This window comes from Streptosporangium sp. NPDC002721, assembly GCF_042888905.1.
Classification (GTDB): Bacteria; Actinomycetota; Actinomycetes; order Streptosporangiales; family Streptosporangiaceae; genus Streptosporangium.
Genome location: NZ_JBIAQI010000007.1, coordinates 256416 through 274608 on the forward strand (window position 1 = coordinate 256416; position 18193 = coordinate 274608).

14 protein-coding genes are annotated in these 18193 nt (G+C 71.6%); 5 read left to right on the forward strand and 9 right to left on the reverse strand.

Going from position 1 to position 18193, the window contains the following annotated elements:
- The first annotated feature begins 83 nt into the window (after window positions 1–83).
- Window positions 84–734, forward strand: coding sequence for a GntR family transcriptional regulator (locus ACFYWM_RS11860; protein WP_389912509.1), 651 nt, complete (start codon window positions 84–86; stop codon window positions 732–734).
- A gap of 2 nt (window positions 735–736) precedes the next feature.
- The gene (locus tag ACFYWM_RS11865) at window positions 737–1759 is read left to right on the forward strand and encodes a 1-aminocyclopropane-1-carboxylate deaminase (RefSeq protein ID WP_389912512.1); all 1023 of its coding nucleotides are present in this window, start codon (window positions 737–739) and stop codon (window positions 1757–1759) included.
- 192 nt (window positions 1760–1951) lie between these two features.
- On the opposite strand, the gene ACFYWM_RS11870 is transcribed toward ACFYWM_RS11865, so the two are convergent.
- A complete protein-coding gene (locus tag ACFYWM_RS11870) occupies window positions 1952–2695 on the reverse strand; it encodes an SDR family oxidoreductase (protein ID WP_389912515.1) in 744 nt (247 codons plus the stop codon).
- Between the two features lie 243 nt (window positions 2696–2938).
- On the opposite strand from ACFYWM_RS11870, the gene ACFYWM_RS11875 reads away from it, so the two are divergent.
- On the forward strand, window positions 2939–4237 hold the full coding sequence (locus ACFYWM_RS11875) for a DUF2252 domain-containing protein (RefSeq protein ID WP_389912518.1): 1299 nt from the start codon (window positions 2939–2941) through the stop codon (window positions 4235–4237).
- A gap of 12 nt (window positions 4238–4249) precedes the next feature.
- On the opposite strand, the gene ACFYWM_RS11880 is transcribed toward ACFYWM_RS11875, so the two are convergent.
- The 5 genes from ACFYWM_RS11880 to ACFYWM_RS11900 all read right to left on the reverse strand — a co-directional run bounded on the left by ACFYWM_RS11880 (window position 4250) and on the right by ACFYWM_RS11900 (window position 10521).
- Window positions 4250–5284, reverse strand: a complete 1035-nt coding sequence (locus tag ACFYWM_RS11880; RefSeq protein WP_389912521.1) for an ABC transporter ATP-binding protein — start codon at window positions 5282–5284, stop codon at window positions 4250–4252.
- The gene (locus tag ACFYWM_RS11885) at window positions 5281–6276 is read right to left on the reverse strand and encodes an ABC transporter ATP-binding protein (protein ID WP_389912524.1); all 996 of its coding nucleotides are present in this window, start codon (window positions 6274–6276) and stop codon (window positions 5281–5283) included. Before ACFYWM_RS11885 ends, ACFYWM_RS11880 begins: the two co-directional genes overlap by 4 nt.
- A gap of 229 nt (window positions 6277–6505) precedes the next feature.
- Entirely contained in the window at window positions 6506–7378 is an 873-nt protein-coding gene (locus ACFYWM_RS11890) for an ABC transporter permease (protein ID WP_389912732.1), read from the reverse strand.
- 146 nt (window positions 7379–7524) lie between these two features.
- On the reverse strand, window positions 7525–8568 hold the full coding sequence (locus ACFYWM_RS11895) for an ABC transporter permease (protein WP_389912527.1): 1044 nt from the start codon (window positions 8566–8568) through the stop codon (window positions 7525–7527).
- 6 nt (window positions 8569–8574) lie between these two features.
- A complete protein-coding gene (locus ACFYWM_RS11900) occupies window positions 8575–10521 on the reverse strand; it encodes an ABC transporter substrate-binding protein (RefSeq protein ID WP_389912530.1) in 1947 nt (648 codons plus the stop codon).
- A 239-nt stretch (window positions 10522–10760) separates the two neighbouring features.
- Between ACFYWM_RS11900 and ACFYWM_RS11905 the strand changes: the two genes are divergently transcribed.
- Together ACFYWM_RS11905 and ACFYWM_RS11910 are read left to right on the forward strand one after the other, a co-directional pair.
- Window positions 10761–11522: an SDR family oxidoreductase gene (locus tag ACFYWM_RS11905; RefSeq protein ID WP_389912532.1), complete on the forward strand. Its 762-nt coding sequence runs from the start codon at window positions 10761–10763 to the stop codon at window positions 11520–11522.
- Window positions 11523–11685: 163 nt separating this feature from the next.
- Window positions 11686–14226, forward strand: coding sequence for a M14 family zinc carboxypeptidase (locus ACFYWM_RS11910; protein WP_389912535.1), 2541 nt, complete (start codon window positions 11686–11688; stop codon window positions 14224–14226).
- Window positions 14227–14350: 124 nt separating this feature from the next.
- Here the strand turns inward: ACFYWM_RS11910 and ACFYWM_RS11915 are convergent, their stop codons facing one another.
- From ACFYWM_RS11915 to ACFYWM_RS11925, 3 genes are all read right to left on the reverse strand, one after another.
- Window positions 14351–15184 carry a RimK family alpha-L-glutamate ligase gene (locus ACFYWM_RS11915; protein ID WP_389912538.1) on the reverse strand — a complete coding sequence of 278 codons (834 nt, stop codon included), beginning with the start codon at window positions 15182–15184 and terminating at the stop codon, window positions 14351–14353.
- Between the two features lie 681 nt (window positions 15185–15865).
- Window positions 15866–16879: a nitronate monooxygenase gene (locus ACFYWM_RS11920; RefSeq protein ID WP_389912540.1), complete on the reverse strand. Its 1014-nt coding sequence runs from the start codon at window positions 16877–16879 to the stop codon at window positions 15866–15868.
- Window positions 16880–17167: 288 nt separating this feature from the next.
- Entirely contained in the window at window positions 17168–18103 is a 936-nt protein-coding gene (locus ACFYWM_RS11925) for an SDR family oxidoreductase (RefSeq protein ID WP_389912543.1), read from the reverse strand.
- Window positions 18104–18193 lie beyond the last annotated feature (90 nt).

Consider the following 18193-nt stretch of genomic DNA (forward strand, 5'->3'; position numbering starts at 1 on the left):
AATGAAATATGCAATATATTGCTGGCACTGTCAAACGTCCCGGCTCGCTTGCAGTTTCCTGTTCGGTGTGTGCAATATATTGCATGCCCATCCCGCACAACACCCCCGCCATCGACCGGCACCTCCTGCGCGACAACGTCTACCAACGCCTGCGCGACGCCATCGTCGACGGCAGCCTCGCGCCCGGCGAGCAGTTACGCGACGTCGAGCTGGCGGCCTGGCTCGGGGTCAGCCGCACCCCCGTCCGCGAGGCGTTGCTGCGTCTCGCGGAGGCCGGGCTGGTCGTGGCCCAGCCGGGACGTTCCACGACGGTGAGCTCGCTGAACCTGCGCGACGTCCACGAGGCCCGCGACGTGGTGGCGGCGATGCACGAACTCGCCGTCCGCGAAGCGGTGGGCGGTCTCACCGAGGCCGACCTCGACGCGATGCGCCAGGCCAACGACCGGTTCCGCGCGGCGATCGAGCAGGGCGACGTCGAGGCGGCCCTGCGCGCCGACGACGAGCTGCACGGCATCCCGGTGAGGGTGGCCTCCAACCGGGCCCTGGCCTCGGTCCTCGACCAGTTCACACCGGTACTGCGGCGCGCCGAGCGGCTGCGCTTCTCGTCGCTGGGCGGACGCGCGTCCCTCGCCCGGCACGACAACCTGATCCGGCTCTGTGCCGCCGGGGACGCGGACCAGGCGGCGGCGGTCGCCTTCGACACCTGGCGCACGCTGCCCGCCACCGAGGAGTGAGCATGACCCTGTCCGACTTTCCCCGCCACCCGCTGACCTTCGGGCCGAGCCCCGTCCACCCCCTGCCGCGCCTCAGCCGGCACCTCGGGGGGGCGTCGGTCTGGGCCAAGCGCGAGGACTGCAACTCGGGACTCGCCTACGGCGGCAACAAGACCCGCAAGCTGGAGTACATCGTCCCGGACGCGCTCGCGCGGGGCGCCGACACGCTGGTGTCGATCGGCGGGTACCAGTCCAACCACACCCGCCAGGTCGCCGCCGTCGCCGCGTCGCTGGGGTTGAAGGCGGTGCTGGTACAGGAGAACTGGGTCGACTGGCCGGACTGCGTCAACGACCGGGTCGGCAACATCATGCTCAGCCGGATCATGGGCGCCGAGGTCCGGCTCGACCCGGCCGGTTTCGGCATCGGCTTCAAGGACTCGTGGAACCGGGCGATCGAGGACGTGAAAGCGCGCGGCGGCACGCCGTACCCGATCCCGGCGGGCGCCTCCGACCACCGCCTCGGCGGGCTCGGTTTCGCGAACTGGGCGTACGAGGTGGCGCGGCAGGAACGCGAGCTGGGCGTCTTCTTCGACACCGTCGTGGTCTGCGCGGTCACCGGCTCGACCCAGGCCGGCATGATCGCCGGATTCGCCGCGCTGGAGGAGGACGGCGGCCGGCCGCGCCGGGTGATCGGGATCGACGCGAGCGCGAAGCTCGGGGAGACCCGCGACCAGGTCGCCCGGATAGCGAGGGCCACGGCCGAGCTCATCGGCGTCGGCCGGCCCCTGTGGGACGACGAGATCACGATCCTGGACGGGTGGGCCGGCGACCTGTACGGGATCCCGGTCGAGTCGACCCTGGACGCGATCCGGCTCACCGGCGAGCTGGAGGGCATGATCATCGACCCGGTCTACGAGGGCAAGTCGATGGCCGGTCTGATCGACCTCGTCACCGGCGGGGAGATCCCCCGCGACGCCACCGTCCTGTACGCGCACCTGGGCGGCCAGCCGGCGCTGAACGCCTACAGCGGCCTGTTCGCCCGCTGACCTGTCGGCCGAGGCCGTCGCCGGCCCGGAGGGCCCCGGCCCACGAGCCGACGGCCCGCCAGGCCCGCCAGGCCCGCCAGGCCCGCCAGGCCCGCCAGGAAGACCCTGTCAGCTGAGACCACCGGCGGCCCTCTGTCGGCTGAAGCCGCCTGCCCGTGAGCCGACGGCCGCCCAGGCCCTCCAGGAAGGCTCTCAGCTGAGACCCCCGTTGGCCTGGAGGTTCTGGCCGGTGAGCCAGCGGCCGTCCGGGCCCGCCAGGAAGGCCACGACGTCCGCGATGTCCGAGGGGTCGCCGAGGCGGGAGAGGGGAGTGAGGGCGGCGATCTGGGTCAGGAGCTCCTCCGGGTTGGTGCCACGCAGCAGGTCGGTGTCCGTGGCGCCCGGGGAGACCGTGTTGACGGTGATGCCCCGCTCGCCGAGCTCGCGGGCCGCGACGGCGGTCAGCTGTTCGAGGGCGCCCTTGCTCGCCGCGTAGGGGACGATGCCGGCCGCGGGACGGACGGTGTTGAGCGTGGAGATGTTGACGATACGGCCGCCGTCGCGCATGTGCTTGGCGGCGTACCGGATGGTGAGGAAGGCGGCCTTGGCGTTGACCGCCATGGCGCGGTCGTACATCTCCTCGGTGGTCTCCGCGATGGGGATCGGGGTGAAGCTCAGCGCGGCGTTGTTGACCAGGATGTCGAGACCGCCCAGATGCTCCTCCGCGGTCTCCATCAGCCACTGCGCGGCACCGCGCTTGCCGAGGTTGACCTGGACGGCGCGGGCGCTCCCGCCCGCCTCCTTGACGGTCCGCTCCACCTCGCCCGCGGAGGTGACGGCCTTCGCGTAGGTGAAGACGACGTCCGCGCCGTCACGGGCGAGACGCTCCACGATCGCCCGGCCGATGCCCCTCGACCCCCCGGTGACCACCGCGGTCCTGCCCTCCAGCACCGCCATGCCGACCTCCGCGCCTCTCTCCGACGAATTCTTCTCTCGGCCGTCCTTCGTGCCCCGCGCCCTCCCGCGGTTCCCGCCCCCACCGCGAACCTATGATCGTCCGGCACGGTTGTCGACGCCTTTCGGGAGGACCGTGACCGGTCCGGCGAGCCGGACGGGAACGGGGCGGCTCGTTGGCGCGTTCCAGATCCGTGACATTCCGGGTGTGGCGGAGTTTCGGTCCCGCGACTTAACCTGCCCACCATGACCACCGATGGGCGCTCGGCGCACATTCTCGACGTCTTGATCACCGAGTTCGGTGATTCCATGAAGCGCGACCCCGCCGCCTTCCGGCGCAAGTTCCGGAAGATGGCCGCCTCGCCCTTCGCCTTCTACCGGGGCAGTGCCTGCCTGTTCTACGCGGACATGACCGGCGCGTTCGCCGACGACGCCTTCCTGGACGAGCAGACGCGGCGCGTCTGGATCCACGGTGACCTGCACGCCGAGAACTTCGGCACCTACATGAACGCCTCGGGCGTCCTGGTGTTCAACGTCAACGACTTCGACGAGGCCTACGTCGGCCCCTACATCTGGGACCTGCGGCGGTTCGCGGCCAGCGTCGCGCTCATCGGGTACGCCAAGGCGCTGTCGGACGACGTCATCGGCGAGCTGGTGACCGGGTTCGCCCACGCCTACCTCTCCGAGCTGCACGGCATCTCGGCCGGAGGGGACGACGCGATCGGCGCGCTCACCCTGGAGACCACGAGCGGTGTGCTCCACCGGGTGCTGCAGCTCGCCCGGCTGAACACCCGGGTGGCACTGCTGGACCTGGAGACCACCGTCGAGAACTTCGACCGCAGGTTCGCCGTCATGGACGGCCGCTACCCGGTGGACCAGGAGACCCGCGAGGCGGTGGAGGTGGCCTTCCGCGACTACCTGACGACCCTTCCGGCGGTCTCCGAGGTCGAGCACAAGATCAAGGACTTCGCGCTGCGCACCGGCATCGGGATCGGCTCGGCCGGGCTGCCCTCGTACAACATGCTCCTGGAGGGCCACACCCAGGCCCTGGAGAACGACGTCATCCTCTACATGAAGCAGGCCCAGGTCCCGGCCGTGGCGCGGCACATCACCGACGAGAAGGTGCACGGCTACTTCCGGCACCAGGGCCACCGCACCGCCGAGTCGCAGCGCGCCCTGCAGGCGTACGCCGACCCGTGGCTCGGCTACACCACGCTGAACGGCGTCGGCCAGATGGTCGCCGAGGTCTCCCCCTACTCCGCCGACCTGGACTGGGGCGACGTCAACGAGCCGGAGGAGCTGGCCTCGGTCATCCGCGACCTGGGCCGGGCCGTGGCCAGGATGCACTCGGTGGCCGACGACGAGTCCAGCCACGACCTGGTCGACTTCTCCACCGAGGACGCGATCGTGGCCGTGATCGGCGGCGACACCGACGGCTTCACCCGTGCCCTCGTCGACTTCGCCCACGCCTACGGGGCGCGGGCCAGGGCCGACCACGGGCTCTTCGTCGACCTGTTCAGGAACGGCCGCCTCCCCGGCCTCTGACTCCCCCGCGTCTCACCGCCGTTCGGCCTCGGCGTCGGCGTCGGCCTCGTGCCGGGCCGAGGCCGCGCGGGCCTCGGCGTGGTGGCAGGCGACCTGGGCGGCGGCGAAGGAGGACGGGGAGGGCAGGGAGGGCGGGGAGGGCAGCACGGGCAGCGGCCGTGACACGCACAGCCCGTCGACCCCCGCCTCGGCCGCCGCGCCCGAGGCCAGCACCTGGCAGCGCGGGTGGAAGCGGCAGCCCGGCGGGATCCGGGTCGGGTCCGGCGGCTCGCCGCCCAGCACCACGGGCGACGGCGACTCCGGCAGGACCGACAGCAGCGCCTGGGTGTACGGGTGCGAGGGCTCGGTGAGGATCCGCTCCACGGGCCCCGACTCGACGATCCTGCCGAGGTACATCACCGCGACGCGGTCGGCGATGTTCCAGGCCAGCCCGAGGTCGTGGGTGACGACCAGCGCCGACAGGCCCAGCTCGTCGCGGAGGCGGAGCAGCAGCGCGAGGATCTCGCCGCGCACCGACGCGTCCAGCGAGGCCACCGGCTCGTCGGCGACCAGCACCCTGGGGTCGAGCGCGAGGGCCCCGGCGATGACGACGCGCTGGCGCTGGCCGCCGGACAGCTCGTGCGGGTGGCGGTCGAAGAAGCGTTCCGGGGGCCGCAGCCCGGCGCGCGACAGCGCCGACGCGACCCGCTCCCCCTCCCCGGGCAGGCGGTGGATGCGCGGCCCCTCGGCCACCGCCTCGTAGACGGTGTGCCGGGGGTTGAGCGAGCCGGTGGGGTCCTGGAGGACGAGCTGCACCTCGCGCCGGTGGGCCCGCAGCGCGCGCGAGGAGTACCCCAGCGGGACCCCGCCGTACAGGACCGACCCCGAGGCGGGCCGTTCCAGGCCGAGCAGGGTGCGGGCCAGCGTCGTCTTGCCGCAGCCGGACTCGCCGACCAGCGCGACGATCTCCCCCTGGCCCACGACGAGGTTCACCCCGTCCACCGCGCGGGCCCGGCGCCCGCGCGAGGCGAACTCCACCCGCAGGTCCCGCGCTTCGAGCAGGGTCATGGGATCTCCCGGTGGGCGCGGACGTGGACGCACGCGGCGGTGTGCGACGCCTCGGCACGGCCTCTATTACGGCCCACCGGCCAGAGCTCGACCGGCTCCGACGCGCACGAGACGAGCGACACCGGGCAGCGGGGATGGAAGGAGCACCCGGCGGGCAGGTGGGCCGGGTCGGGCGGGTCGCCGCCCAGCCCCCTGGGCGCCATCCTGGAGGCGGGATCGCCGACGGTGGGGAAGGCCTCGGCCAGCGCCCTGCCGTAGGGGTGCCTGGCGTCCCGGAAGACCTCGCGCGAGGGGCCGGACTCCACCACGCGGCCCGCGTACATGACCGCCAGCCGGTCGCACGTCGCGGCCAGGACCGACAGGTCGTGAGAGATCATGACGAGGCCGATCCCGTGCCCGGCGACGAGCGAGCGGATCAGCGAGAGCACCTGCGCCTGGATCATCACGTCCAGCGCGGTGGTCGGCTCGTCGGCGACGATCAGGCGCGGCGAGCAGGCGAGCGCCATCGCGACCATCACGCGCTGGCGCTGCCCGCCGGAGAGCTCGTGCGGGTAGCCACGCGCCCGCCAGGCGGGCAGGCCGACCTGCTCCAGCAGCTCCGCCGTCCTGCGCCGCGCCGCCGCGCCGGTCGCCATGCCGTGCACCCGCAACGGCTCGGCGATCTGGTCGCCGATCCTGCGCACCGGGTTCAGGGCGTGCTGGGCCCCCTGGAAGACCAGGGAGGCAGACGCCCACCGGACCGCGCGCAGCCGCCCCCAGCTCATCGTGAGAACGTCCTCGCCGTCCAGCAGGATCTCCCCGGACACCAGCGCGTCCCTGGGCAGCAGCCGCAGCAGTGACATGGCCAGCGTCGACTTGCCCGATCCCGACTCCCCCGCCACGCCGAGCGCCTCGCCCTCCGCCAGAGAGAGCGAGACGCCCCGCACCGCGGGGACGTCCCCGGCCGCGCTCCGGTAGGTCACCGCCACGTCGCGCAGTTCGAGCAGGCTCACGAAACCTCCCGGACGCGCGGGCCGGACATGGCCAAGGCTGCGGGAAGCCGCGGGCCGGGGACGGACGAGGCCGCTGGAAGCCGCGGGCCTGGCATGGCCGGGGCCGCTGGAAGCCGCGGGCCAGGCATGGCCGGGGCCGCTGGAAGCCGCGGGCCTGGCATGGCCGGGGCCGATGGAAGCCGCGGGCCAGGCATGGCCGGGACCGATGGAAGAGGCGGGTCGAGTACGGTCACGAGGCCCCCCGAAGGCGCGGGTTGAGCACGGTCTCCAGGGCGCGCCCGCAGAGGGTGAACGCCAGGACGACCAGGACGATGCACAGGCCGGGCGGCAGCACGTACCACCAGGCGCCCGAGGTGGCCGCGCCCCAGTCGTAGGAGGCGCGCAGCATGCCGCCCCACGACACCTGGCCCGAGTCGGCGCCGAGGAAGGCGAGGGTGGACTCGGTGACGATGGCTCCGGCCACCGTGAGGGTGGTGTTGGCCAGGACCAGCGGGGCGACGTTCGGCAACACGTGCCGGGTCATGACGTGCCAGTGCCCCGCGCCCAGCGCCCTGGACCTCTCGATGTAGGGCCTGGCCTCGACCGCCAGCGTCTGGGCCCGGATCAGCCTCGCCGTGGAGGCCCAGGAGGTCACCCCGATCGCCAGGATGATCGTGGACGTGCCGCCGCCGAGGACGGCCGCGAGGACCAGGGCCAGGACCAGGGTGGGCAGCACCAGGAACCAGTCGGTGACGCGCATCAGCACGGCCGCGACCCAGCCCCGGAAGTGCCCGGCCGCGATGCCGAGGACCGTGCCGATCACCATGCTGAGCAGTGCCGACACGAACCCGATGAGCAGCGAGACCCGCGCGCCCCACAGGAGCATGAGCAGGACCGAGCGGCCGGACTCGTCGGTGCCGAGCGGGAAGTCCGCGCTCGGCGGCGCCAGCTTGGCGCCCGTCGCCCTGGTCACGTCCATGCCGGACGGGTCGGTGACCAGCGGCGTGACGAGGGCCGCCAGGACGGCGACCAGCAGGATCGCCGCGCCGTACAACCCGGCCCTGTCGCGGCCGTACGCGCGGCGGAACCGCGCGAACGCGGCGCGGCGGCGCGCCCTGGCGATCGCACGCGGCGTCCCGGCGCCGCCACCGACCGCGCGTGACGTCCGGACGCCGCCACCGACCGCGCGTGACGTCCCGGCGTCACCGCGGACCGTGTACGGCGTCCCGGCACCGTCACCGGCCGCGCCCGGGTCCTCCTCCTTCGTGCTCACGCCGACCTCACCCTCGGATCCAGGACGTGGTAGACCACGTCGGCCAGCGTGTTCATGACGATCACCGCGACGCAGACGAGCATGAAGGTCCCCTGCATGACCGCGTAGTCGGGTCCCCTGATCGCCTCGACGAACAGCAGGCCGAGGCCGGGCCAGGAGTAGACGAACTCCACCGAGACCGCGCCGCCGACCACGAAGCCGATCTGCATGAAGACCAGGGTCACCGTCGGCAGCAGCGCGTTCGGCACCGCGTGGCGGCGCCGGACCTCGTCGTCGCGCAGGCCCTTGGCGCGGGCGGTGGTCACGTAGTCCTGGCCGATCTCGTCGAGCAGCGAGGAGCGCATGACCAGCAGGTACTGCGCGTAGACGACGGCGACCAGGGTGAGGCACGGCAGCACCAGGTGGTGGGCGACGTGCAGCAGGTAGAGCGGCCCGTCCGGCGCGTCGACGTCCTCCATGCCCCGGGTGGGGAACAGGCCGGGTATCGGGCCCGTCCCCGCGGCCAGGACCATGAGCAGCAGCAGCCCCAGCCAGAAGGTCGGCACCGACCACAGGGTGAGCGCGGTCCCCGTGGAGAGGCGGTCGAACCGGCCGCCGTGGCGCCAGGCGGCCCTGGTGCCCTGCCACATGCCCAGGCCGACCGCGACGGCGAGCCCGGTGCCCGCCAGCAGCAGCGTCGGTCCGGCCCGCTCGCCGATGAGCTCGGCGACGGGCCTGCGGTACTCGTACGAAGTGCCGAGGTCCAGCCGCAGGGTTCGCAGGACGAAGTCCAGGAACTGCTCGCCCAGCGGCCGGTCCAGGCCCATCTGCCGCCTGAGCAGGGCGAGCTGTTCCGGGGTGACCGGCACGTCGCGGGTGTAGGCGATGGTGGGATCGCCGGGGATCAGGCGGAACAGGAAGAACGTCGCGACGATCACCAGCCCGATGCCGAGCAGTGCCCCGCCGAGCTTGGTCAGCGCGTAGCGCGCCACGCTCCGGCGGGCACCGTCCCGGCCTTCCTCCGGCGGCGCCTTCGTCAACTCGCCCGGCAGGGTGCTCACCGGCCGCTACTCGCGCTCGTCGGCGGTGGCGCGGCGCCGCCTGGCGAAGAGGAGGATCCCGGTCCCGGCGAGCACGACGGCGACCGCCGCGACGGCCAGGACGACGCCGTTCCCGGAGTCCTCGGCGGGGGCGGCGCGCTGCACCGCCCGCAGGGAGTAGACCGGCCAGTAGCCGCTCCCGCCGTACAGGATGCCCTTGTCCTCCGGGATCGGGGTGATGGAGGCGATCCGGTCCTTGCGGTAGCCCTCCAGGTTGTTGGGGTAGTAGAGCGCGATGACGGGGGCCTCGGTGTAGAGCCGTTCCTGCATCCGCTTGATCAGCTCGACGCGCGCGGGCCTGTCGAGCTCGGCCAGCTGCTCCTGATAGAGCCTCTCGAACTCGTCGTCGCAGAAGAACGACTCGGTGCCGCCGCCCTCGCCGCTCGCGGTGGGCCTGCGGCTGCACAGGTGGGTGGCGAGGACCTCCTCGGGGTCCGGGTTGACCGACCAGCCGCTGATCGCGATGTCGTAGAGCGCGGTGCCGCCCGTCTCCTCGGTGAACTTGTTGGAGTCGAGCCTGCGGGTGGTGATCTGGATGCCGACGTCCCTGAGCCAGCCGGTGAGGAACTGGGCGAGCTTGTCCTCGACGGGGTCCTCGGTGTGGATGCTGAAGCGCATCTCCAGCCTGCGGCCCCCGCCGGGCATGGTCCTGATCCCGTCGGCACCCTTGGCGTACCCGGCCTCGTCGAGGATGCGGCCGGCCTCGGCCGGGTCGAAGGTGACGGCCTTGTCACCCTCGGCCCTCCAGAAGAACTCCCGGTACATCGGCGGGATGATCGAGCCGTCGGCCGGGACGGCGAGCCCGTTCTGCACCTGCGCGACGAGGGTCTTCTTGTCGATCGCGTGGTGGATCGCCCTGCGCACCCTGGCGTCCTTCAGCGCGGGGTGCCCGTCGCCGATCGGCTCGCCGTCCGCCGTCTCGGCGCCCGGGTTGAGCTGCAGGTAGCCGGCGCGGCGGCCCTGGGTGTTCCACCGCACGAGGTTCGGGTCACCCGCGAGCGCCTCGAACTGCGGGGGTGCCAGCCGTCCGATCCAGTCGACGTCGCCCTTCCTCAGCCCGGCGTTCGCCGCCTCGGGGTTCTCGTAGAAGACGACGTGCAGCTCGTCGATGGCGGGAGCGCCGCGCCAGTACGACGGGTTGGCCCGCAGCTTCACGTAGTTGTTCTTGCTGTGCTCGACGGGGATGTAGGGGCCGCTGCCGACGGCGGGGTAGGTCTCGTTCTCGAAGGTGCCGACGTCGGGAACGCCCTCCCACACGTGCTTGGGCATGATCGGGACCGGCAGCTCCAGCATCGAGGCCTGGGGCTTCTTCGTCCTGATGACGAGGGTGCGGTCGTCGGGCGCCGTCACGGTGTCGAAGTTCTCGACGGCCGGGCCGTTGGCCGTCTTGGCCGCGTCGTCCGTCATGATCTTGTTGAGGGTCCACGCGGCGTCCCCCGCGGTGACGGGTTTTCCGTCCGACCAGGTGGCGCCGGAGCGGATCGTGAAGGTCCAGGTCAGCTTGTCCGGGGACGTCTTCCACGACTCGGCGAGGTCGGGGCCGGGCTTCAGGGTCTTGGGATCGGCCACCGTGAGGTAGCCGTACGTCCAGCGGTGGATCGACGTCGAGATCAGCCGGACCGCGAGGAACGGGTTCATCGAGTCCATGCTCTGCGTCGCGCCCAGCCGGACGATCCTCTTCTCCGGGCGGGGGGCTCGGGCTGCGGGGAGCGCGAGGGTTTCCGAGGGGGCGAGGGCCTTCGAGAGGACCTCCGAGGGGGCCTTCGAAGGAGCCTTCGAAGGAGCCTTCGAGGGGGCCTTCGAGGGGGCCTCCGAGGGGAGAGGTGACGCGTGGGCGAGGGGAAGCGCCGTCGCCGACAGCGCCACCGACAGTCCCAGGCCCAGCGCCGCCAGGCGCGCACCCGTTCTGAGCATGCCGTACCCCCGCCTTCGGATCGGTGACTCCTGACAACGAAGGCACACCATACGAACGGCGCGTGTCAACGAGCGGTGGAAGATTGTTTCACTCTCGTTTTATTTGGCGACATTATTTTTCAAGCCCTCCGGAACGAACCGACACAAAGGGGATTTCAGGCCATGAACGGGATACTCGACCACCCGGAACCGACCGGTTGGTATGGACGAGATCACCGGGGTGCGGCATGCTACAGAACATGACTCTGTTCTCGGTGGAAGGCAAGACCGTCGTCGTCACCGGCGGGTCCCGGGGCATCGGCCGGATGATCGCGGCCGGGTTCGTCGACGCGGGCGCCACGGTTTACATCTCCTCGCGGAAGGCGGCCGAGGTCGGCAAGACGGCCGCCGAGCTGGGATGCACCGCGATACCCGCCGACCTGTCCACCGAGGACGGGGTGTCCGCGCTGTTCGAGGCGGTCGCGGAGCGGGAGTCGCGGCTCGACGTGCTGGTGAACAACGCCGGGGCGACCTGGGGGGCGCCACTGGAGGAGTACCCCGAGCAGGCCTTCGACAAGCTCTGGGGGATCAACGTCAAGGGCGTGTTCTACCTGACCCAGCGGTTCCTGCCGCTGCTGCGCGCCGCCGCGAGCCCGGAGGACCCGGCCAGGGTGATCAACATCGGCTCGGTGGACGGTATCCGGGTACCGACGATGGAGAACTACGCCTACTCGGCGGCGAAGGCGGCCGTGCACATGCTCACCCGGCACCTGTCCCAGCGGCTCGCCAAGGAGTCGATCACGGTCAACGCGATCGCCCCGGGGCCGTTCGAGTCGAAGATGATGGCCTTCGCGCTCGACGACCCGGCGACGCGCGCGGTGGTCGCCTCCCACGTCCCGCTGGGCAGGATCGGCAGTCCCGAGGACATGGCGGGCACCGCGATCTTCCTGTCCTCGCGCGCCGGCGCCTACCTCACCGGGACCGTGATCCCGGTCGACGGCGGCATCTCCGGCCACGCGTAGCCCCCCGCCGGCGACCGGGGGGTTCCGCCGCCAGAAGCGGACCTTTCGCCCATAAATCTATTTTCATCACTGTTGGTTACGAATACCTCAAAAGCACTATCCGTAACACAAGCGTAAAATTTTCCCTCTTGCCGTCATTTCTTTCAGATGACAGCTTTGCTTCATGCTGAAGCGTTTCAAGGTGATGGCACCGGTCGTACTGGCCGTTGCCATCGCCCTTCCCGCCGGAGCCGCCCAGGCGGAACCTACCCCGGCCGCACCCCCCGTGACCACCTGTGACGCCACCCGGACTACCCCCGCGTACAACGGCAAGGTACCGACGCCGAAGAGCGTGCTCGGCTTCGAGCTCGGTGAGCGGGAGGTCACCTCGGCCGAGTCCGACACCCTGCTCACCGCGATAGACAGGGCCAGCGACCGGGTCGTCTCCGGCACCCTGGCCACGAGCGCCGAGGGACGCCCGCTGAAGTACGCGATCGTCGGCACCTCGCACAACATCAGGAACCTGCGCGCGATCGAGACCTCGATCAAGCTGCTGCGCAACCCCCTCACCCCCGCCTCCGCGGCGAAGGTCCTCGCCAGGAACACCCCCGCGATCCTGTGGGTCGCCGGAAACGTGCACGGCGGCGAGGAGAGCGGCACCGACGCGGCGCTGAGGACCCTGCACGACCTGGCCGGACGGGACGACTGCGCGGCCAAGCGCATCCTGGACAACGCCGTCGTGGTGATCCTGCCGACGCAGAACCCCGACGGCCGCGAGGCCGACACCCGGCGCAACGCCTACTCGTTCGACATGAACCGCGACTGGTTCGCGCGGACCCAGCCGGAGACCGACGGCAAGATCGAGCTGATGCGCAAGTATCCGCCGCAGCTCTTCATCGACGCCCACGAGATGGGCGGCACCGAGTACTTCTTCCCGCCGAACGCCGACCCGTTCTACCACGACATCGCCGAGCCGACGATCGACTGGATCAACAACACCTACGGCGCCGCGATGATCGACGAGTTCACCGAGCGCGGGATCCCGTTCTTCAACCGCGACGTCTACGACATGTTCTACATGGGCTACGGCGACACGGTCCCGACGGCCGGGTTCAACGCGGCGGGCATGACGTTCGAGAAGGGGAACGCCTCCCCGATCGCGGCCCGAGCCTTCGAGCAGTGGCTGACCCAGTGGGTCTCGCTCTCGGCCGCGGCGGAGAAGAAGACCGAGATCCTCACCACCTGGCACCGCATGTACGCCGACGCGCTCAAGCAGGGGCTCGACGGCAAGCTGGAGCCGAACCAGGTCTACAACCCGGGCAACGAGGTCATCACCCAGGTTCCCGACCGCAAGGTGCGCCACTACTTCCTGCGCGCCGACGACCCGGCCAAGAAGGCCGAGACCGAGCTGATCGTACGGCGGCTCCAGCGCATGGACGTCCAGGTGTACAAGCTCGCCCTGCCGCTCACGGTCAGGGACTTCAAGGCGTACGGCAGGCCCGAGGCCAGGACCACCCTGCCCAGGGGCACCTACTGGATCCCGATGGCCCAGGGCCAGAAGCACTGGATCCAGGCCATGCTGAACGAGGACACCTACACGCCGTTCCCGTACTTCTACGACGTGACCGCGTGGAGCCTGCCGCTGCTCGGCAACGTCTCCGGCGGGTCCTCCGGCCAGGTGCTGCTGCCCCTCGCGACGCCGGTCCAGCCGGTGGGCGCCCCGTCGGCCAAGGTGACGACCTCCCGCAAGATCGGGGTCCTGCAGCTGTCCGGCGGCACGGCGCAGAACGCCGCCGAGTCCTCCGGCTGGCTGCGGCACCGCCTCGACCGCGACTGGAAGCTGCCCTACACGGTGCTCACCCCGGCCGACGTCGCCGCGGGCAAGCTGACCGGGCTCGACGTGGTGCTCGTACCCGACGGCTCGGCCAACGCGGCGAACACCACCCTCGGCGACGCCGGGCGCGCGGCGCTGCGCGACTGGGTCAGCGGCGGCGGACGGTACATCGGCTGGGCGGGCGGCACCCAGCTCGCCGTCCTGGCCGGGGTCTCCGGCGTGACGCTGACCGAGCCGACCTCGGACATCCCCGGCACGCTCTTCCGTACCACCGTGGCCGCCGGGCCGCTGAGCGGGAACGTCGGGTCGAGCGTCATGCAGTTCTACGCGTACGACCTGGTCATGCGCGCCGCCGACCCCGCGCACGTGGTGTCCTCCTACCCTGCCGCGAACTCGCCCGACTGGTACCAGTCCGGTTTCGCGCTGGGCGCCGAGGAGCTCGGCGGGACGGCGGCGGCGGTCGACGAGCCGGTGGGCGCCGGCCACGCGGTGCTGTTCGCCGCCGAGCCGAACTTCCGCGCCTTCACCGACGGCACAGCGAAGATCGTGTCCAACGCGATCACCGCCGACCTGCCGTCCGCCTCCGCGAGGGCGCGGGCGCTCCCCTCCACGCCCTCCGCACCCGAGGCCTCCCGGGCCGCCGCGGCCATCCCGGACCGCGGCGCGCCGATCCGCGTCACGGTCCCCGCGGCCGACCGCGACAAGGTCGCCGCGGCGCTGAAGGGCTTCGGCGCCACCTGGACCGAGCAGCCCGCCACCGGCGGGGCCGTCCGGTTCACGGTCGCCAACCCCGAGGAGCTCGACCTGCACGAACACCCCTGGGCCCGGAAGCTCCCCGGCGCCCTGCGCACCGCCGGGGTCTCCCCGCTCGCGGTGGTGATGCCTCAGTAGCCCTTCCTGTCAGCGGTACGGCTTGTTTAGCAGTGCGGCTTGTTTAGCAGTGCGGCTTGTTTAGCAGTGCGGCGCGCGTCTCCTTCCCCGGGACGCGCGCCGTCGCGTTTCGGTTTCGCGGGAGTCAGAGCGCCTCGGCCAGGGCGCGGGCCAGGTTGGCGGCGGCCCCGGGGGCGTACCGCAGGAACAGGTAAGGCTCGGTGAGCTCGACCTCGATGAGAGCCGGACTCCCGTCGGCCAGGCGGACCAGGTCCACCCGCGCGTAGAGCACTTCGGGGAACTCGCCGAGCACCCGCTCGGCCAGGGCGAACTGGTCGGGCTCGGGGACGCGGAGCTCCCCGTGGTCGTTCCCCTGCCCCGGCCTGCTCGCGCTCTCCACCAGCATCGCGTTGCGCCGGACGGCGTGACTGAACCGGCCGCCGAAGTACAGCAGCGAGGTCTCCCCCTCGCTCTCGACCATGTCCAGGTACGGCTGGATCATCGCGGTCCGCCCCCCGGCCGCCAGCCGGGCCGCGTGGGCCTCGGCCTCCTCCCGGTCCCGGGTCCTGATCGTGTCGCGGGCCCCCGCCGAGATCGAGGGCTTGACCACGTACTCGTCCAGGACGGGAAAGTCCACGGCCTCCCCCGCCCCAACCCAGTAGGTCGGGATGATCGGCGCGTCCAGCTCCCGCAGGTAGGTCTTGTCGGTGTTGCGCTCCAGCACGGCCGCCGGATTGAGCAGCCGGGTGACCGACTCCGTCCGATGGGCCCAGGCGAGGAACTCCGCCCGCCGCTCCACGTAGTCCCACGGCGTACGCACCACGGCGGCGTCGAACGCGGCCCAGTCGACCTCGGGGTCGTCCCACCGCACGATCTCCCCGGCGATCCCCTCCTCGGCCCACGCCGTGACGACGACCTCCTTCTCGTCGTCGAACCCGTCCGGGTCGGCGAAGGTCACGTACGCCACGGAAACGCCCACTGAAAGCCTCCTGCGTCAGCACCAAATCAATAGAAGGCACCTTACCTAGGAGCTTATGCCGGGTTATGGGCGGGATGTCGCGTATCTCCGGGCCATGCGGGGGCGGACTGGCCGCGCTTTCTGCACTGCCCGTGCTGCCTGAGCCGTCCGCGCTTTCTGCACTGCCCGTGCTGCTTGACCGTTCGCGCTTTCTGCACTGCCCGTGCTGCCTGAGCCGTCCGCGCTTTCTGCACTGCCTGTGCTGCTTGACCGTTCGCGCTTTCTGCACTGCCCGTGCTGCCTGAGCCGTCCGCGCTACTTGCGCGCCGTACGGGCTCGCGTCGTGCCGCCCGTGCGCGCTCCGGTGGGCGGGTGCTCCGGCCGGCCGTCTCAGTGGCCGTCTGTCAGTCAGGCCTCCGGCCTGGCGGGCGCGACGGTGGCGGTTTCTTATAAGCCGGCCGGAACACCCACCCACCTCCGCGCCTTCCGCCCCGCCGTACCGCGCGCGGACCGTAGCCGCTCCCTCTCCGGCCGCCCATCGACCTCGCCGTCGCTGAAGCCACCACGACGAGACCGCTCAGAGCGGGTCGCCGTAGCTGAAGCGTGTCTCTCCGACACAGCGCAGGGCTGATCGCCGTTCCACCGGGTGTACGCGGGACGTCACCCACGCTCCCGGCGGGCCGGAGACTTCGGGGACCGCTGTCAGATCGCGGACAGGTCCGCGGTGATGTCCGCCGCCGGCGCGTTCCGTGCCCGGCTCCAGGAGGTCCCGGCCCACAGGTGCAGTGTCTCGGCGTCCCCGCCGGCCGCGGCGGCGCGGCGCATGGGCGTCGTCAGGTGGTGAACCTGCGGATAGGCCGCGGGTGCCCGGCCGGAGTACTCCGTCATGAACCGGTTGACCAGGCCGCGCGCCGGACGTCCGGTGAAGGCCCTGGTGACGGCGGTGTCCGTGAAGCGGGGGTCGGTCAGCGCCGCACGGTGGACCGCACTGGTGCCGCTCTCGGGACAGAGCAGGTACGCGGTGCCCGCCGCGGCCGCGACCGCTCCCGCGGACAGGACCCGGGAGACGTCGGCGGACGAGGCGACAGCACCGGCCGCGATGAGGGGAAGCCGTGACGCCTCCCGTACCCGGGACAGCAGGCTCTCCAGGCTCATCGCCTCGGCGTCCGCGTTGGCGAACGACCCTCGGTGGCCACCCGCCTCCTCCCCCTGGACGCACAGCATGTCGGCCGCCGAGGCCAGCCGTGCCTCGGCCGCCGAAGTCACCGTGACCACCACGGTGGTCCCCTTGCGACGGAACGCCTGGATCAGCTCGTCCTCCGGGCAGCCGAACGTGAAACTCACCACCGCGGGCGGGTCCGCCAGCAGATCCTCGACCTTGGCCGTGAAATCGTCGTCGCCCCCGCGCGGGACTCCCAGGGGAGCGCCCAGCCGCCGCGCCTCCCCCTCTATTACCTTCGCATAGGCGTCGATCTCGGCCTGGTCGGCGTCGTCGGCCGTGGGCATGAAGACGTTCATCCCGAACGGGCGGGACGTGAGCTCGCGCGTCTGCTTGATCTCCTGGCGCATCTGGTCGGCCGTCTTGTAGCCGGCCGCGAGGAATCCCAGGCCACCGGCCTCTGACACGGCCGCGGCCAGTTCGGGCCTGGAAGCCCCACCGGCCATGGGAGCCTGCATGACCGGCAACCTGGACGGCCACGACACCGGATCGGACATCGGCTCCTCCTCCCCCAGCGCCCTCGTGGCCTGACCGTCGGCTCCACGACGATGAACAGGACCGGACGGCCACGGCACGGGCGACATCTCCATCGGCTTCTGGCAGCCTATGCCTCCGCCCGGCGCCACCTCGCTTCAGGTCAGACATCTGGCGGTGCTCTGCCAGGCAGTATCGGCGGCGGGTGGGGCGGTTCGACCGGGGCCGGATCGCATCACGGACATGGGCCGGGAACGCCTGACGAAGTGGGCCACATGCCCGGCGATGATATGGGGACAGCTCCCGTTTCGTCAGGGGCTCTGAGCCCCGAGAACCGGTTCCGGGTCGGGGGTGTCGACGAGGAGCTTGGCGACGGCGTCGCCGATGTCGGCGGGGTCCCAGCGGGCGCCCCGGTCGGTGCGGGGGCCGTGCCGCCAGCCGTCGGCGAGGGAGAGGGCCCCGCCCTCGACCTCGAAGACCCTGCCGGTGACGTGCCGGGACCCGGCCGAGCCGAGCCAGGCCACCAGCGGGGCGACGTTGGCCGGGTGCGTGGCGTCGAAGCCGCCCTCGGGCCCGGCCTCGGCGTCAAAATCGCCCTCGGGCCCGGCCGTCGCGGGCCCTTCGGTCATCCGGGTGCGGGCGGCTGGGACGATCGCGTTCACCGTGACGCCGTAGGGGCCGAGCTCCGCCGCGGCGACCTGGCTGAGGGCAGCGACGCCCGCCGTGGCCGCGGAGTAGTTGCCCTGGCCGACGCCGCCGAACAGGCCCGCCCCGGCGGAGGTGTTGATCACCCGGGCGTCCACGGGCTCGCCCGCCTCCGACCGCTCCCGCCAGTGGGCGGCCGCGTGCCGCAGCGGCAGGAAGTGGCCCTTGAGGTGGACCCGGATCACGTCGTCCCACTCCTGCTCGGTCATCGAGACCAGCATCCGGTCACGGACGAAGCCGGCGTTGTTCACCAGGACGTCCAGCCGCCCGAAGGCGCTCAGCGCCGTCTTGACCAGGCGGCCCGCGCCGTCCCACTCGGTGACGTCGTCGCTGTTGGCCACGGCCCGGCCGCCCAGGTCGCGGATCTCCTCGACCACAGCCAGGGCGGGGCCCGCGGAGCGACCGTCGCCCTCGCGGCCGGTGCCGAGGTCGTTGACCACGACCCTGGCTCCCTGCCTGGCGAACTCCAGGGCGTGCTCCCTGCCGATGCCGCGCCCCGCGCCGGTCACGATGACCACACGCCCGTCACAGATCCCGCGCATGCCAGGGCCCCTTTCGCCACGATCATGCAGAGTTTCCCGGCTGTTTACCTTTCATGTCTAGATGTGGCCCCGCACCGCGCCGGACTTCGA

Excerpts from the sequence above, each read along its gene's own strand:
- ACFYWM_RS11860 (WP_389912509.1), top strand. The coding sequence starts at position 84 with ATGCCCATCCCGCACAACACCCCCGCCATCGACCGGCACCTCCTGCGC.
- ACFYWM_RS11865 (WP_389912512.1), top strand. The coding sequence starts at position 737 with ATGACCCTGTCCGACTTTCCCCGCCACCCGCTGACCTTCGGGCCGAGC.
- ACFYWM_RS11870 (WP_389912515.1), bottom strand. The coding sequence starts at position 2,695 with ATGGCGGTGCTGGAGGGCAGGACCGCGGTGGTCACCGGGGGGTCGAGG.
- ACFYWM_RS11875 (WP_389912518.1), top strand. The coding sequence starts at position 2,939 with ATGACCACCGATGGGCGCTCGGCGCACATTCTCGACGTCTTGATCACC.
- ACFYWM_RS11880 (WP_389912521.1), bottom strand. The coding sequence starts at position 5,284 with ATGACCCTGCTCGAAGCGCGGGACCTGCGGGTGGAGTTCGCCTCGCGC.
- ACFYWM_RS11900 (WP_389912530.1), bottom strand. The coding sequence starts at position 10,521 with ATGCTCAGAACGGGTGCGCGCCTGGCGGCGCTGGGCCTGGGACTGTCG.
- ACFYWM_RS11905 (WP_389912532.1), top strand. The coding sequence starts at position 10,761 with ATGACTCTGTTCTCGGTGGAAGGCAAGACCGTCGTCGTCACCGGCGGG.
- ACFYWM_RS11910 (WP_389912535.1), top strand. The coding sequence starts at position 11,686 with ATGCTGAAGCGTTTCAAGGTGATGGCACCGGTCGTACTGGCCGTTGCC.
- ACFYWM_RS11920 (WP_389912540.1), bottom strand. The coding sequence starts at position 16,879 with ATGTCCGATCCGGTGTCGTGGCCGTCCAGGTTGCCGGTCATGCAGGCT.
- ACFYWM_RS11925 (WP_389912543.1), bottom strand. The coding sequence starts at position 18,103 with ATGCGCGGGATCTGTGACGGGCGTGTGGTCATCGTGACCGGCGCGGGG.